Source organism: Enterobacter cloacae complex sp. IR5384 (assembly GCF_049237265.1).
Lineage (GTDB): Bacteria > Pseudomonadota > Gammaproteobacteria > Enterobacterales > Enterobacteriaceae > Enterobacter > Enterobacter cloacae.
The window spans coordinates 1-13,951 of record NZ_JBMKHJ010000039.1 but is presented as its reverse complement, the minus strand read 5'-3'; the positions used below and the strand labels follow the sequence as shown (position 1 = coordinate 13,951).

Genomic DNA, 13,951 nt, shown 5'->3' with positions numbered 1-13,951 from the left:
TTGTGTTTTTTATTTTAAAGGTGACGGTGTCACGCCCGCAGGGATCGGACACACGTACGGTTTTTCTTGTGTTTGTTGTTCGAACTCTTCACGACATTTTTTCAGCAGGTCTGCGTCCTGCAGTAGATGTAGCGCGGTGGCGCCCATCACTTTCCCGGCCAGCAGCATGCCTTTATGGGCAATGGACGTTCGCCCCTGAGCCACCAGTTGCCAGGTGTGCAGCGGCGTGCCGACGGTAAAGCAGGGGCTGAAACACTGGGCGACGGGCATCTTCCAGCTAACATCACCCACGTCCGTGGAGCCAGCCAGCACGTTATCGGTGATAGCGTAAGGCGCGACCTCGTCCACCAGCAGGGTCTCCTGGTGGCGGCGGGCAAAGGCTTTACCTTCGTTCCCCCCGGTTGCAGCAATGTTTCTGAGGCTGTTTTGCAGATCGTTTGCCGTCAGGGTGGCGCGGATCTCCCGGGCAAAAGCGCGTTCTTCCTCCGTCCAGGCTGGCGTGCCGTAATGTTGCAGGGCGCGATACATCGCCGCTTCGAGCGTGCGGTTTGGCAGGTAGCTGGAGCAGGCTTTATCAAAGCGACACTCGACGGTGGTTTCGGTCATCAACGCCGCACCCTGCGCGATCTTCTCAATGCGCGCGTAGATTTGCTGCGCGTCGGCCATCTCCGGGGCGCGGATCAGGTACAGCACTTCGGCCTGCGCCTGCACCACGTTGGGGGAGATGCCGCCGGTATCGGTTATGGCGTAATGGACGCGTGCTTTCTCGATGATATGTTCGTTGAGGAAGTTGGTGCCGGTGGTCATCAGCGTCACCGCATCCAGCGCGCTGCGCCCCAGATGCGGCGAGTTTGCCGCGTGCGCCGCCACGCCCTTAAAGCGCCAGGCGGCCTGGATATTGGCCAGCGTACTGACGTTAAACATGCCGGCAAACGCTTCCGGGTGCCAGGTGACAGCGGCGTCAACATCGTCAAACAAGCCCTCACGGACCATAAACGTTTTACCGGAACCGCCTTCTTCGCCGGGACAACCGTAAAAACGCACGGTTCCACTCCCGCCGTGCTGCTCCAGCCAGCTTTTCACCGCAACGGCACCTGCAAACGCCGCGGTGCCGAGCAGGTTATGCCCGCAGCCGTGGCCGTTAGCACCGGGCGTGGTGGCGTGTGCCGTCGCGCAGTGTGCCTGCTGGCTTAATCCGGCCAGCGCGTCATATTCGCCGAGCAGGGCAATCACCGGTTTACCGCTACCGAAGCTGGCGATAAAGGCATTCGGAATGCCGCCAGCCTCACGGGTCAGGGTGAAGCCTTCCGCTTCCAGCGCGCTGGCCAGCCGCTCTGCGGACCAGAACTCTTCAAAGCGGGTTTCCGGGTGATCCCAGATTTCGTCGGCAATGTCGGTGAACGTCTGACATCGCGTGTCGATTGCATCGGCAATAAAAGCGTAGTTCTCCTGCATTACACACCTCGCGTCCAGGGGAAATTCAGCGCAGTGCGCGCCAGCGTTTCGATAGCGACGGTCATGACGCGCTCATCAAAGTCGAATTTTTCATTGTGATGTCCGGCGCTCAAATCGGTGCCAAACACCATGTAGGAGGCCATGCCGCCGTTTTCTTGCACCTGGGCCATCATCAGCGTGGCGTCTTCGGAACCGGCCGGGGCTTTAACCTTATCAATGGCCTGTTCCACACCGGGCACCTGGCTTGCCTGCTGGCGCAGATAATCCACCCAGGCAGGTGTCGGAGCGCTGGCGGTGGCAGCCCCCATCAGGCGCATCTCAGCCGTCACGCCGTACAGCGCGGCGGCACCGGTAATGACGGATTGCGCGCGTTCGAACACATACTGATTGATCGCCTCGCTCTCGCCGCGGGTTTCGACCTTAAGCAGGGCATGGGCGGGTACCACGTTGCGTCCGCTGCCGGCCTGCATCACTCCCACATTCACCCGGGAAGCCCCTTCGCTGTGTGGCGCAATGCTGTGCAGCGCGAGCGCGGCCTGGGCGGCGGCGAGCAGGGCGTTACGGCCTTCTTCCGGTTTACCGCCTGCGTGTGCGGCAACGCCGGTAAACGTCGCGTCAAACTTGGTTGTCGCCATAAAATTATCGCTGCCACAGATCACCGTCCCGGCAGGCACCCCGGTACCAATGTGAATGGCGGTGAAATAGTCCACCCCGTCCAGTGCCCCGGCGGCCACCATGGCGCGTGCGCCGCGAGTGCCTTCTTCGGCAGGCTGGAAGATCAGCCTGATGGTGCCGTTCAGCTGCGCTTTGTTGTGCATGAGCACGTGCGCCAGCCCAAGGCCAATCGTGGTATGGCCGTCGTGCGCGCAGGCGTGCATCATGCCCGGATTGCAGGAGGCAAAGCCGTCGCGGAACGGGCGGTGGCTGTCGTCGAGCGCTTCGCTCAGGTCGAGAGCGTCCATGTCCACGCGAAACGCCAGCGTCGGGCCGGGACGGCCGGTGTTAAGCGTGGCAACCAGGCCGGTGAAGCCGCCTTCAAACGGCGCGAGCCATTTTTCGGGCGCGCCCTGCGCACGGGCGCGGGCAAATTCTCGCGTCAGGGTAGCGTTATCCGGCAACCCCATACGGCTTTCGGCATCCACCACGTCGTGGCCCATTGCCAGGTCATAACCCAGGCTATCGAGGATCTCCGCGACTTTCGCGGCAGTCCGAAATTCCACCCAGCCGGATTCGGCAAAATGGTGAAAATCGCGACGCCATGCGCTCAGTTGCGGGGCTAAGGTTTGGATGTACTGTGCCAGTGAGTCCATATCTGTTCCTGTCATCATTAAAATATGTGAACTGCTTCACGCTGTGATAGTTTTTACTTATCACTAACCGATTTTTCACAGTTTTAACCGTTCAGGAATTACCCTCGCACATCCCTTTCCATTAAAGTAGATGACAGTTTCTTTACTCTGATAAACAACGGTTATCGGTCGGGCTATGTCATTTCAGATTAAATTTCATCAAATTCGGGCGTTCGTTGAAGTGGCGCGTCAGGGCAGCATTCGCGGCGCCAGCAGGACGCTGAATCTTTCGCAACCGGCGTTGACCAAATCGATCAAAGAGCTGGAAGAGGGCATGGCGGCGCAGCTCTTTGTGCGCCGAAGCAAAGGCGTGGCGTTAACCGAGTGTGGCGAAGGCTTCTATCAGCGCGCCAGGCTGATTCTGGAAGAGCTGCGCGCGGCGCAGGATGACATTCGCCAGCGGCAGGGCGAGCTGGCCGGGCAGATCAATATCGGGATGGGAGCGAGTATTTCGCGAAGCCTTATGCCTGCGGTTATCACCCGCTTTCATGCGCAGCATCCGCAGGTTAAGGTGCGAATTATGGAAGGGCAGCTGGTATCGATGATCAATGAATTACGCCAGGGCGAACTGGACTTCACCATCAATACCTATTATCAGGGACCTTACGATCATGAATTTACGTTTGAAAAGCTATTAGAAAAACCGTTTGCCGTATTTTGCCGGGAGGGACATCCGGCGACGGGAGCAACCTCCATTAACGATCTGCTGCATTATAACTGGACCATGCCAACGCCCCGGGGAAGTTATTATAAGCAGTTAGAGGATGTATTTAGCCATCGCTCGCAAATACCCCGCATTGGCGTGGTCTGCGAAACATTTTCGTCGTGTATCAGCCTTGTCGCACAAAGCGATTTTTTAAGCATATTGCCGCAGGAGCTGGGTTGTGACCCCCTGTTGGCGGGGCGTCTGGTTATGCTGCCGGTTGTCGAATCACTTCCAAAAGCGACGTATTATTTAATTCAGCGTCGGGATTCGCGCCAGACCCCGCTTACGGAGTCGTTAATTACGCAATTCAGACGAGAGGCGCGGGCAATCGTCTCTGCGTGAAACATCATCCATAAAAAAACAGGGCCTGTCCGACATCAGACAGACCCTTCAGTACACACAGCAGTGCATCCCTTCGCATATCCTGGATGTTATATCCATGAGGCAGGTTAATTAAGTTATAACAGCTTTCTCTCAAAATGAAAGGCGGTTGAGTGTTTGATTTTATGGATATTTAAGCCAAATTGCGTGTTTTATTTACGCTGAAGTTTGAGTTAAGTGATGTTTAATTTTTCCCCGGCTGTCGATTGATATTCATCAGCTTGCTTTCAGCGCCACCCTACCCGGGGGAACGGCTGTTGAGGCACACCCCCCGCGAAGGTATAGTACAGGCTCAGATGTAGCCGGAGGATTTCCATGAACCCTGACGACAAATCACTGTTTCTTGACGCCATGGAGGATGTCCAGCCCCTGAAGCGCTGCGCAGATATTCACTGGCAGCCGAGCCGCAACACGCGGGCGCGCCAGGAGATTGATACCGAGCAGCTGGATAACTTCCTCACCCTGGGCTTTCTGGAACTTCTGCCCCTGGATGAGCCGCTGGCATTTCAGCGTGAAGGGATACAACAGGGCGTAATGGATAAGCTGCGCTCGGGGAAATACTCCCGCGAGGCCAGCCTGAACCTGTTACGTCAGCCCGCCGAGCGTTGCCGCCAGATGCTGTACGCCTTTATTCGCCAGGCCGGACGCGACGGATTACGCAATCTGATTATCATTCATGGAAAAGGGCGCGAACAGAATGCTCATCCCAACGTGATACGTAGCTATCTGGCGCGCTGGTTAACAGAGTTTGAGGAAGTGCAGGCCTTCTGCGTGGCGCTGCCGCATCACGGCGGCAGCGGGGCCTGTTATGTTTCACTGCGAAAATCCAACGACGCGAAACAGGAGAACTGGGAACGGCACGCCAAGCGCAGCCGTTAACGGGATTAGCGCGGGCGAGGTGCTCGCCCGCGCTGAACTCAGAAGGTTTCCCAGTTGCTGTCGGTGGCGGTGCCTGCCGTGGCCGGGCGCAACAGCTGTGGTGTTTTAACATGTGTTGTACCGGGCGCGGTGGCCTGTTGTTTACCGTTCAGACGAAATGCCGCCACCGCCTGGCGCAGCTGTTCGGACTGATCTTCCAGCGCCGCTGCCGCCGTGGCGGACTGCTGCACCAGCGCGGCGTTTTGCTGGGTGACGCTGTCCATCTGCGAAACGGCCAGGCTCACCTGTTCAATACCGCGACTCTGCTCATCGGACGCAGATGAAATCTCGCCCATGATATCGGTCACGCGGGTGACCGCCGCCACAATTTCCTTCATCGTTGCACCGGCTTCGCTGACCTGCTCAGAGCCGGTATTCACGCGGCTGACAGAGTTCTCGATAAGGCCCTTGATCTCTTTTGCCGCCTGCGCGCTGCGGCTCGCCAGGGTACGAACTTCCCCGGCGACCACCGCAAAGCCACGGCCCTGTTCCCCGGCGCGTGCGGCTTCTACCGCGGCATTCAGCGCCAGAATGTTGGTCTGGAAGGCAATGCTGTCAATCACGCCGGTGATGTGGGCAATTTGCTGCGAACTGTCGGCAATTTCCGTCATCGTGCGGACAACGTTATCCACCACATGACCGCCGCGCGCCGCTGTCTCAGACGCGTTTTTCGCCAGCAGGGTCGCCTGACGGGCGTTGTCGGAGTTCTGTTTCACCGTGGCGGTCAGCTCTTCCATGCTGGCTGCGGTCTCTTCCAGCGAGGCGGCCTGTTCTTCCGTACGGGCGGAAAGATCGTTGCTCCCGGCGGCAATTTCGCCTGCGCCGGTGTAGATGGAGTCGGTACTGCCGCGTACGGCGCTGACCGTGGTGACCAGAGATTGCTGCATCTCATGCAGACCGGCCGCCAGCTGGCCCATCTCATTGCGGCCAGAGAGGGTAATATCCTGCGTCAGGTCGCCCGCCGCAATGGTACGAATATGGTTCATAATGGTTTGCAGCGGTTTTAACAGCAGGTGCTGTAACCCCTGCCAGATCACCACCAGCACGGCGATAACGGCCAGGAATATAGCCGCCAGCGTCCATTGCATCTGGGTAAAGCTGCTCTGGTTCTCTTCGGCCGCGGCTTTCAGCAGCGTGTTGTTTTCGGCACGCCAGCGGTTATAGACCGCTTCCATATCGTCCTGTGCCTGCTGCGCATCCAGATCGCCATAGGCCTGATAGTTGTCGGCACGCAGATACTCAATCGACAGACGCATCACTTCGTGCATCTGGTTCCAGGATTTCAGCATCTCGTCGGTTAGCGCCGCACTCTGGCCGTTAACCTGCGGCAGGGCCTGCCACTGTTTGTTATAGGCTTCTGCTTTAGCCAGAGAGTTACCCGCGGTGCCAAGCAGTTTGTTGATCGCCTCAAGGGACGCCGGATCGCGCTGATTTTTCAGATAGCGGATGGCCACGCGCGTCACGGTAACGCGCGTTTTGATGAGGGTGTTAACGCTGTCGCTCAGGCTCTCCTGCTGGGCATTAAGCACCCCGGAGTTCTGGAAGTTATGGCGATCGTTGCTGACGGCAGAGTAGAACAACCCTCCCGTGACAACTTGTAGCAGGCAGAATATGGTGAGAGCAAAGATAATACCGGTAATCACGTGCAGATTTTTCAGCATAGCGGTCGTCCGTAAGAAAGTGCAGGGGTACACAAATACTATCGTCGTCTAAAATTTAAACTTTAATTTAACTCGCGCTTAACTATGGGTTCTGGTCGGGAACCTGTTGTAAATCCGGATCTTTTTTATGAGGAAGGTGAACATGAGCAGCATCGATAAAAGCGGGACATACGCGCTGGGCACACGCACGGTTAAACGGCTGGGTTACGGCGCAATGCAGCTGGCCGGGCCGGGCGTTTTTGGGCCACCGAAGGACAAAAATGCCGCGCTGGAGGTGCTCCGGGAAGCCGTGGCGGCGGGCGTGAATCATATCGATACCAGCGATTTTTATGGTCCGCATGTGACTAACCAGCTGATCCGCGAGGCGCTGCATCCGTACCGGGACGATCTTACCCTCGTCACCAAAATCGGTGCGCGACGCGATGATAAAGGCGCCTGGCTGCCGGCCTTTTCCGCCCAGGAGCTGACCCAGGCGGTACACGACAACCTGCGCAATCTGCAGCTGGATGTGCTGGACGTGGTGAACCTGCGGATTATGTTTAGCGCACACGGACCGGCGGAAGGCTCGATCGCTGAACCGCTGTCCACCCTGGCAGAGCTACAGCAGCAAGGGCTGGTGCGACATATTGGTCTGAGCAATGTCACCGCCACGCAGGTTGCCGAGGCGCAGAAGATGGTGCCCGTGGTGTGTGTGCAAAACATGTACAACATCGTGAACCGTAGTGACGATGCGCTGGTGGATTCGCTTGCGCAGCAGGCGATTGCTTATGTGCCGTTCTTCCCGCTGGGCGGTTTTACGCCGCTGCAATCTTCCGGGCTGCAGGCGGTGGCGGACGACCTGGGGGCGACACCGATGCAGGTTGCGCTGGCCTGGCTGCTGCAACGTTCTCCGAACATTCTGCTGATCCCGGGAACCTCTTCCGTGGCGCATCTGCGGCAAAACATCGCGGCAGGGGAGCTGGTGTTACCGCCTGACGCGCTGGCTACGCTGAATGCGCTGGTGTAACCACGTATAAACAGAGCCCGGAGGGAGCCGGGCTTTGTTTATACTCTGCGTGTGTTTGGCTGATTCATGTTCTGCTGTCAGGAGACAAAAATAAAGGTTTCCATTATCTGCAGTCAGTGGCGGTTGTGGTGACGGATACGTGCCAGATGTAATTATTTTTTAATTTTAGATACTTCACGATTCGCATGGTATGGTAAGGATTATGCTGGAATTGGCTGGCTAAAAATGTAGTTTATTCAATTTACTTTCAACATATTAGGGTTTTATATGAATGATCATTTCCAAAGAGAATGTAGAATAGAAATTCCACAAAGAGGATATGGAAGAGTTGATAGTATATTGTTTCAAGATGAAAGTGACTATGTTACTTTGGTAATTGATTTGATTGGTGCTGATTGGTTAGATAATCATAAAAAAAATTTCTCTAAATTGCTTAGCAATAAAATAAATCCGCTAAATGATGCGCCATTATTTAGGTTGGAAGTTAATTTATCAGCTACGGGGCCTTGGTTTGGAGAAAATATTCAAAGCGGGAAGCGTGTAAAACTACCGAAAAGGCTGTTATCAAAAACGGAAGGTCGTTGGGTTGAATTGCAGTTGGAGGAAGTCGTAGGAATTGGAGAAAGCAATGCTTTAATATATAAATCTCTCTACTCGGCACCCCTTCCTGTAATCAGTACTGGTACTTTTGTATCCTCAACTAAAGCTAAAGAATTATCGAAAACATTTTCACTTAAAAACCTGCCAAAAATTGATGAAAATGAAATTATAAAGTATGTTGAGATGGTTAATGCAGAATATCTTGCAGTCTACGATGTAGGGCAGGGTAATGCTAATGCATTATTAAATGAATATTTAATCCCCGAAATGTATTTTGATCTCGGTGCGGCTGTTTATGGTAATCAAAAAACAGCACCCAAAAATTTGGTATTTTGTTTTACTAATAACCCTGCAATCATTCTTTCTCATTGGGATGCGGATCACTGGGCTGGTACTTACGCAACTATGGTGGGTAAAACATACCCTGCAATGAATAGGACATGGATTGCACCATTGCAAAAGGTTGGAGCTATACAGTTAGCTTTCGCATGGGATGTGATTACAAATGGTGGGGCTTTTTTAATATACGCTCCTTCTCCAGGTAGCGTTAATTCCTTTGCACTAAGCACAACAAGAATTATGAAGGTTGGTATCGGTGCTGGCTCCGATCGTAATAATACAGGAATTGTGGTCACTGTTGAAAATGAAATACAGCCACAGAACTTTCGTAGTTGGTTACTTACTGGAGACTGTGAATATAAGTATTTCTATACGCGTTTTTGTTTGGCTCCGCCTATTGGAATAGTTGCTCCGCACCATGGTGCAAAACTTCACGGTGGATCTGTAGCCCCACAACCGATAAAGACAGATGTTTACAAGCGTCTAGTCTATTCATTTGGTCCTAACAACCGACACGGTTGTACAGGAGTCAGGCATCCTACGTTAGAGGGTATCAATGCGCATACAGGCTGGGATCATGGCAAATGGGGATCTGTTAGTATTGGTGATGTTCAGCCTGGTGGTGATGTTATAGCGACATCGGAACATAGTTCCACTTCTCGTGGAAGCGTTTTAGTGGGTTGGGGGCCTATTAAGTGGAGTGGCCCAATTATTCCTCCATGTGTAAAGACAGGACATATAAACACGTGTAGCTCATTATTCAATTATTTTTAGAGATGCCATATGGCATTATTATCATAAGTGTACAAAACTTGGCCGAAAATAACAAAAACTATCGGCCCGTATAAAAATGACGCAACAAACTGAACCATCGCGCGTATCTTAGTTACCGGTAATAGATTATTTAACGATCGGCAGATCGGAATAGCGCGTGGTGTAGCAGGGCGACAGCATATCCCGCTTCATCGCCCAGGATTTCACCGCCCCCTGGCCCGCAAACCACACAGACCCCCGGCCTGAACGGTTAAGGCGGTCGATAACCTGCATCAGGGCTGTACTGTCTGGCCGCGGTGGGTGTTCATCGAACAGGCTAAGCTGCGCCACGCCCTGACTGAAAAAGTCACTGAGCATGACGCCCGCTTTCATATAGCGATGTCCCTCTTTCCAGATTCGGTTTAATGACTCGATAGCTACCCTGATAATATCCCGCGTATCGTTGGTGGGGATCGTCAGCTTGCCGGAGGCCTGGTTACCATAAAAAACCTCGTCCTCTGCATGCGGGCTGGTGCGAATAAAGACGCTGATATAGCAGCAAAACTGTTTCTCTTCGCGCAGCTTCTCGGCGGCGCGTTCGGCATAGGCGCAGATCGCCTGGTGCATATCGTCATACCGGGTGATACGGCTGCCGAAGGAGCGGCTGCAGATGATTTGTTGCTTTGTTGGCGAAAACTCTTCCAGCGCCAGACACGGTTCACCGCGTAACTCGCGGGCGGTTCTTTCCAGCACGACATTAAAGTGTTTACGGATCACCCAGCTTGAACATTCCGCCAGATGCAGGGCAGTCTCAATCCCCATCAGATTCAGTTTTTTGCTGATCCTGCGCCCGACGCCCCACACTTCGCTGACCGGTACCAGTGACAGCAGTTTACGCTGACGATCGATATTCGATAAATCCACCACACCGTTGGTTTTCTTCCAGGTTTTGGCGGCATGGTTAGCCAGCTTGGCTAAGGTTTTGGTGGGCGCGATACCGACCCCGACCAGCAGGCCGGTCTCTTTGTACAGGCGCTGGCGGATAGCCTGACCGAACGCCTCCAGAGACATACACTGGCTGACGCCCGTCAGATCCAGAAAGGCTTCATCAATCGAGTAGATCTCCACTCTCGGGGCCATCTCTTCGAGAATGGTCATCACCCGGCGGCTCATATCCGCATACAGCGCATAATTGGAGCTAAAGACGTGTACCTTCTGGCGTCTCAGCTCATCCTTCAGCTTGAAGTAGGGACCGGCCATGCCGATCCCCAATGCTTTTGCTTCTGCTGAACGTGAAATGATACAGCCGTCGTTGTTTGAAACGACCACCACGGGTTTCCCCTTAAGGTCGGGCCGAAACGCCGTCTCGCAGGAGGTGTAAAAACTGTTTACGTCAACGAGCGCGAACATGGCGGTTAGCTTTCAGGGTAAACGTCACAACGCCGAAGATCTCCAGCTCGTCTTCTGCGGCAAAAACGACCGGTGCGTAGTCAGGATTATGGGGGATGAGCTGAAGACGCGGATGCGTTTGCAGCTCCTTCACGGTAAATTCGCCCGCGACCGCCGCAATCACAATATCGCCATGAACGGCGTTTAACGAACGGTCAACCACCAGCAGGTCACCATGGCTGATGCCTGCGCCGATCATCGAATCACCGCTCACCCTGACAAAATAGGTCGCGCTGGGGTGTTTGATCACCAGCTTGTTCAGATCAAGGCTATCCTCGACATAATCCTGAGCAGGGCTGGGGAAGCCACAGGGCACCCGCTCCATAAACAACGGAAGCAATAACGTGGCATCAGGCCCCAAAGGAGAGATCAACTGCATAATGGTTAACTCATATTACTGTGTTTATATACAGTATTCATGATTAACCAGAACGATCAAGAGACGGGAGGGGAATTTTCCGGAACTCGTTGAAAGTCGAAAATTTTTAGTTCAACAAGGCGCGCTGGCGAGTATGCATTCTGGAATGTTTAATTTTTCTTAATTATTTCAGGCAGTAGCTGTTCTATAACCCCCACAACGCTTCTGACCCTGTGTGGAATAAAGCGAGCGTCCGGATAAACCGCATAGAGAAAGCGGTCGGGTAACCGCCACGCGGGGAGTACCTGCACCAGCGTGCCGGTTTGCAACGCCCGTGCCGCGAGCGGTAGTTGCATACCGCCAATACCCATGCCTGCCTCCAGCGCCTGTAACAGGGCGTCGCTGGTATTGGCGCGGAAAACGGTATTCACTGCAATATCAATCGTTTCGTCATCAGAAACCAGGCGCAAAGGGGCGTCCGGCGGGATGCCGCTGAATCGCACGTGGGGAAGCGCCGCCAGCGTGTATACGGACTCTACCGGCGGGAATGACGGGGCGGCAAAGAGCGGCGTTTCAATGCGTGCCAGTACGCGTGCGGCATGGGTTTGCGGAGGCTCCGCGCTCAGCCGAAGCGCCACATCCACCCCTTCGGTGACCAGATCGGCGATGCGGTCATCAAGCGAAACCTGCAGATGTAATTCAGGATTCATGCGCTGTAGCGTCAGCAGGCGCGGCAACACGATCTGGCCCAGGCCGCTCGGCAACTGCACATGTACGGCCCCCTGATATTGATGCTCAACCGGGTTCAGGCGTCGCTCTGCTTCCTGCATGGCCTCCAGCACAAGCTGCATATCCCGCCGGTAACGCTCACCCTGCGCGGTGAGCTTCATCCTGCGCGTTGTACGATGCAGCAATACCACACCGAGCTCTTCCTCAAGGGCGGCGATCTGCTGGCTGACGGCGGACTGCTTGATCCCGGCCAGGCGGGCGGCAGCGGAAAAGGAGCCGGCTTCGGCGACGCGCAGAAAAGTGGAAATAGCGTTGAGCTTATTATTCATTTCGTGATTCTGCTTATAAATGCCATCGGATTTGGGGGATATATCAGGAAAAAATAATAGATCACACTGTGTCTGTCACCCCTTTCGGAGAAACACCATGAATAAGACGCAGCAACACAGGGTCGCGCTGGTCGCTGGCGCCAGCGGGATTGTTGGCAACCAGCTGGTCAAAACGCTTTTGCGTAATCAGTGGGAGGTTATTGGCCTGAGCCGCCAGGCGGTATCTCACCCTGAAGGCATTGCGATGGTTAATGTTGATTTACTGGATGCACAGGACAGCGCGCGGGCACTGTCATCGCTCAGCGGGATCACTCATGTGTTTTACAGCGCCTGGGTCAATGCCGCGAACTGGACAGAGATGGTTGAACCGAACGTCACCATGCTGCGCCATCTGGTCAGTAACCTCGAAAACACGGCGCCCCTTGAGACGGTCAGCCTGATGCAGGGCTACAAAGTCTACGGCGCGCATCTTGGTCCGTTCAAAACCCCGGCACGTGAAAGCGATCCCGGCGTACCGGGCGCGGAGTTTAACGCGGCCCAGCTCAGGTGGCTTAGCGATTTTCAGCGGGGAAAAGCGTGGCACTGGAGCGCCATCCGGCCGGGCGTGGTGGGCAGCACGGTGCCGGGTAACGCCATGAATCTTGCCCTGAGCATCGCGCTGTACGCATCGCTGTGTAAGGCGCTGAATTTACCGCTGCGTTTTCCCGGCGCCGAACAGACCTGGCACAGCATTGTTGATCATACAGACGGTGAATTGCTGGCAGAGGCGACCGTGTGGGCCGCCACGTCGCCGGTAGCAGAGAACCAGGCATTCAATGTGAATAACGGTGACATCTGGCGCTGGAGCGAGCTGTGGCCACGCATTGCACACTGGTTTGGACTGGAGTTTGCACCCCCGGTCCGGCTCTCATTTCAGCAGTTGTTTACGGACTACCGCACGGTATGGCATGAACTCGCCGCAGCTCGCGGGCTGGTGGAAAGCGATATTTTGCAGCTGAACGACGGACAGTTTGCCGACTTCGTGTTTAGCTGGGATTACGATATGTTTGGCGATGGCAGCAAGCTGCGTCGGGCCGGATTCACCGCCATGCGGGCCACCGACGAGATGTTTTTCAGCCTGTTCGCACAGCTCAGGGCGGCACGCATTATTCCCTGACAGGGGGGATGTTGTTCTCAGGAACGAACCCGTTATACTCGCTCATGACTGTGATCAACGGGATTGGTGAATATGCGGGAAGCAATCAGCGTTTTATTAATGGCTCTGCCGGTTATTGGGTTATATCTGGTGATAAGGAATGGAGTGAGGTCATTTCGCCAGCCAAAACGCATCGTTTCAGATGCCCAGGGCAAGAAGAAAATATCCACTAACCCGTGGTTTTTTGATTGTTTTTCCCGCAAGGTTTATTTTTATGATGAGCGATATTTTTATGAAATTCAGAAGGATAGAACCACTCAGGTTGAACTGGCCAGGATAGTAAACATTAAGCCGGGATCGACGATGGTCAATAATCGTCGGATCTGGTCAGTAAGCTATGTTGAAAACGGAAGGGAAAAACAGGTGCAGTTTTACCCGAACGTAACGATGTTTAATCATAATTTCTCTGCTTTTTTGATAGCGGTAAAAAACGCCAATCCACACGCCGATATTAAAGATCTTTCCATTTTCAATTTCTGAATGCCACCATGCGGCATTCAGAGACGATCCAGCCAGTCACTAACCATTAACGCATCGACGCTCTGAACGCGGTACCCGCCAGCCCGTCACAAATCGCGACGATGCACCTCCAGCGCATTGATCAGACCTTCGGCCTCCTTGACCTGCTCCCCGTTGATTAGTACACCCCGATGTTAGTAATGTCTTCATAAGCCACATGAGGACATCCCCATGAAGAAGCGTTTTTCCGACGAACAGATCATC

12 protein-coding genes are annotated in these 13,951 nt (G+C 54.3%); 6 read left to right on the top strand and 6 right to left on the bottom strand.

The annotated features are described in order from the left end of the window. Positions 1-9: 9 nt before the first annotated feature. Both ACOTX3_RS22290 and ACOTX3_RS22285 read right to left on the bottom strand, forming a co-directional pair. Entirely contained in the window at positions 10-1,455 is a 1,446-nt protein-coding gene (locus ACOTX3_RS22290; RefSeq protein ID WP_058679536.1) for a M20 family metallopeptidase, read from the bottom strand. Continuing rightward, positions 1,455-2,765: a M20 family metallo-hydrolase gene (locus ACOTX3_RS22285; protein WP_058679535.1), complete on the bottom strand. Its 1,311-nt coding sequence runs from the start codon at positions 2,763-2,765 to the stop codon at positions 1,455-1,457. The genes ACOTX3_RS22290 and ACOTX3_RS22285 overlap by 1 nt, the downstream gene beginning before the upstream one ends. Before the next feature lie 175 nt (positions 2,766-2,940). On the opposite strand from ACOTX3_RS22285, the gene ACOTX3_RS22280 reads away from it, so the two are divergent. Together ACOTX3_RS22280 and smrA are read left to right on the top strand one after the other, a co-directional pair. Beyond that, positions 2,941-3,852, top strand: a complete 912-nt coding sequence (locus ACOTX3_RS22280; protein WP_020688268.1) for a LysR family transcriptional regulator — start codon at positions 2,941-2,943, stop codon at positions 3,850-3,852. A gap of 354 nt (positions 3,853-4,206) precedes the next feature. Beyond that, positions 4,207-4,770: a DNA endonuclease SmrA gene (gene smrA / locus ACOTX3_RS22275; protein ID WP_013096859.1), complete on the top strand. Its 564-nt coding sequence runs from the start codon at positions 4,207-4,209 to the stop codon at positions 4,768-4,770. Positions 4,771-4,808: 38 nt separating this feature from the next. Here the strand turns inward: smrA and tcp are convergent, their stop codons facing one another. After that, positions 4,809-6,470 carry a methyl-accepting chemotaxis citrate transducer gene (gene tcp / locus ACOTX3_RS22270; protein WP_058679534.1) on the bottom strand — a complete coding sequence of 554 codons (1,662 nt, stop codon included), beginning with the start codon at positions 6,468-6,470 and terminating at the stop codon, positions 4,809-4,811. Positions 6,471-6,612: 142 nt separating this feature from the next. Between tcp and ACOTX3_RS22265 the strand changes: the two genes are divergently transcribed. Together ACOTX3_RS22265 and ACOTX3_RS22260 are read left to right on the top strand one after the other, a co-directional pair. Beyond that, positions 6,613-7,476: an aldo/keto reductase family oxidoreductase gene (locus ACOTX3_RS22265; RefSeq protein WP_127869268.1), complete on the top strand. Its 864-nt coding sequence runs from the start codon at positions 6,613-6,615 to the stop codon at positions 7,474-7,476. A gap of 267 nt (positions 7,477-7,743) precedes the next feature. Then, entirely contained in the window at positions 7,744-9,189 is a 1,446-nt protein-coding gene (locus ACOTX3_RS22260) for a hypothetical protein (protein WP_127869267.1), read from the top strand. 126 nt (positions 9,190-9,315) lie between these two features. Here the strand turns inward: ACOTX3_RS22260 and umuC are convergent, their stop codons facing one another. The 3 genes from umuC to ACOTX3_RS22245 form a co-directional block, all read right to left on the bottom strand. Next, positions 9,316-10,578 carry a translesion error-prone DNA polymerase V subunit UmuC gene (gene umuC / locus ACOTX3_RS22255; protein WP_023620348.1) on the bottom strand — a complete coding sequence of 421 codons (1,263 nt, stop codon included), beginning with the start codon at positions 10,576-10,578 and terminating at the stop codon, positions 9,316-9,318. Continuing rightward, positions 10,562-10,996 carry a translesion error-prone DNA polymerase V autoproteolytic subunit gene (umuD, locus tag ACOTX3_RS22250; RefSeq protein WP_029882790.1) on the bottom strand — a complete coding sequence of 145 codons (435 nt, stop codon included), beginning with the start codon at positions 10,994-10,996 and terminating at the stop codon, positions 10,562-10,564. The genes umuC and umuD overlap by 17 nt, the downstream gene beginning before the upstream one ends. A gap of 149 nt (positions 10,997-11,145) precedes the next feature. Beyond that, on the bottom strand, positions 11,146-12,033 hold the full coding sequence (locus ACOTX3_RS22245; protein WP_045295889.1) for a LysR family transcriptional regulator: 888 nt from the start codon (positions 12,031-12,033) through the stop codon (positions 11,146-11,148). A gap of 97 nt (positions 12,034-12,130) precedes the next feature. Here ACOTX3_RS22245 and ACOTX3_RS22240 point away from each other — a divergent pair, with 97 nt between their 5' ends. Beyond that, the gene (locus ACOTX3_RS22240; RefSeq protein WP_045295891.1) at positions 12,131-13,189 is read left to right on the top strand and encodes an SDR family oxidoreductase; all 1,059 of its coding nucleotides are present in this window, start codon (positions 12,131-12,133) and stop codon (positions 13,187-13,189) included. Positions 13,190-13,261: 72 nt separating this feature from the next. Next, positions 13,262-13,708, top strand: a complete 447-nt coding sequence (locus ACOTX3_RS22235; protein WP_040023081.1) for a hypothetical protein — start codon at positions 13,262-13,264, stop codon at positions 13,706-13,708. Positions 13,709-13,951 lie beyond the last annotated feature (243 nt).

Excerpts from the sequence above, each read along its gene's own strand:
- ACOTX3_RS22265 (WP_127869268.1), top strand. The coding sequence starts at position 6,613 with ATGAGCAGCATCGATAAAAGCGGGACATACGCGCTGGGCACACGCACG.
- umuC (WP_023620348.1), bottom strand. The coding sequence starts at position 10,578 with ATGTTCGCGCTCGTTGACGTAAACAGTTTTTACACCTCCTGCGAGACG.
- ACOTX3_RS22285 (WP_058679535.1), bottom strand. The coding sequence starts at position 2,765 with ATGGACTCACTGGCACAGTACATCCAAACCTTAGCCCCGCAACTGAGC.
- ACOTX3_RS22235 (WP_040023081.1), top strand. The coding sequence starts at position 13,262 with ATGCGGGAAGCAATCAGCGTTTTATTAATGGCTCTGCCGGTTATTGGG.
- smrA (WP_013096859.1), top strand. The coding sequence starts at position 4,207 with ATGAACCCTGACGACAAATCACTGTTTCTTGACGCCATGGAGGATGTC.
- ACOTX3_RS22290 (WP_058679536.1), bottom strand. The coding sequence starts at position 1,455 with ATGCAGGAGAACTACGCTTTTATTGCCGATGCAATCGACACGCGATGT.
- ACOTX3_RS22240 (WP_045295891.1), top strand. The coding sequence starts at position 12,131 with ATGAATAAGACGCAGCAACACAGGGTCGCGCTGGTCGCTGGCGCCAGC.
- ACOTX3_RS22260 (WP_127869267.1), top strand. The coding sequence starts at position 7,744 with ATGAATGATCATTTCCAAAGAGAATGTAGAATAGAAATTCCACAAAGA.
- ACOTX3_RS22280 (WP_020688268.1), top strand. The coding sequence starts at position 2,941 with ATGTCATTTCAGATTAAATTTCATCAAATTCGGGCGTTCGTTGAAGTG.
- umuD (WP_029882790.1), bottom strand. The coding sequence starts at position 10,996 with ATGCAGTTGATCTCTCCTTTGGGGCCTGATGCCACGTTATTGCTTCCG.
- ACOTX3_RS22245 (WP_045295889.1), bottom strand. The coding sequence starts at position 12,033 with ATGAATAATAAGCTCAACGCTATTTCCACTTTTCTGCGCGTCGCCGAA.
- tcp (WP_058679534.1), bottom strand. The coding sequence starts at position 6,470 with ATGCTGAAAAATCTGCACGTGATTACCGGTATTATCTTTGCTCTCACC.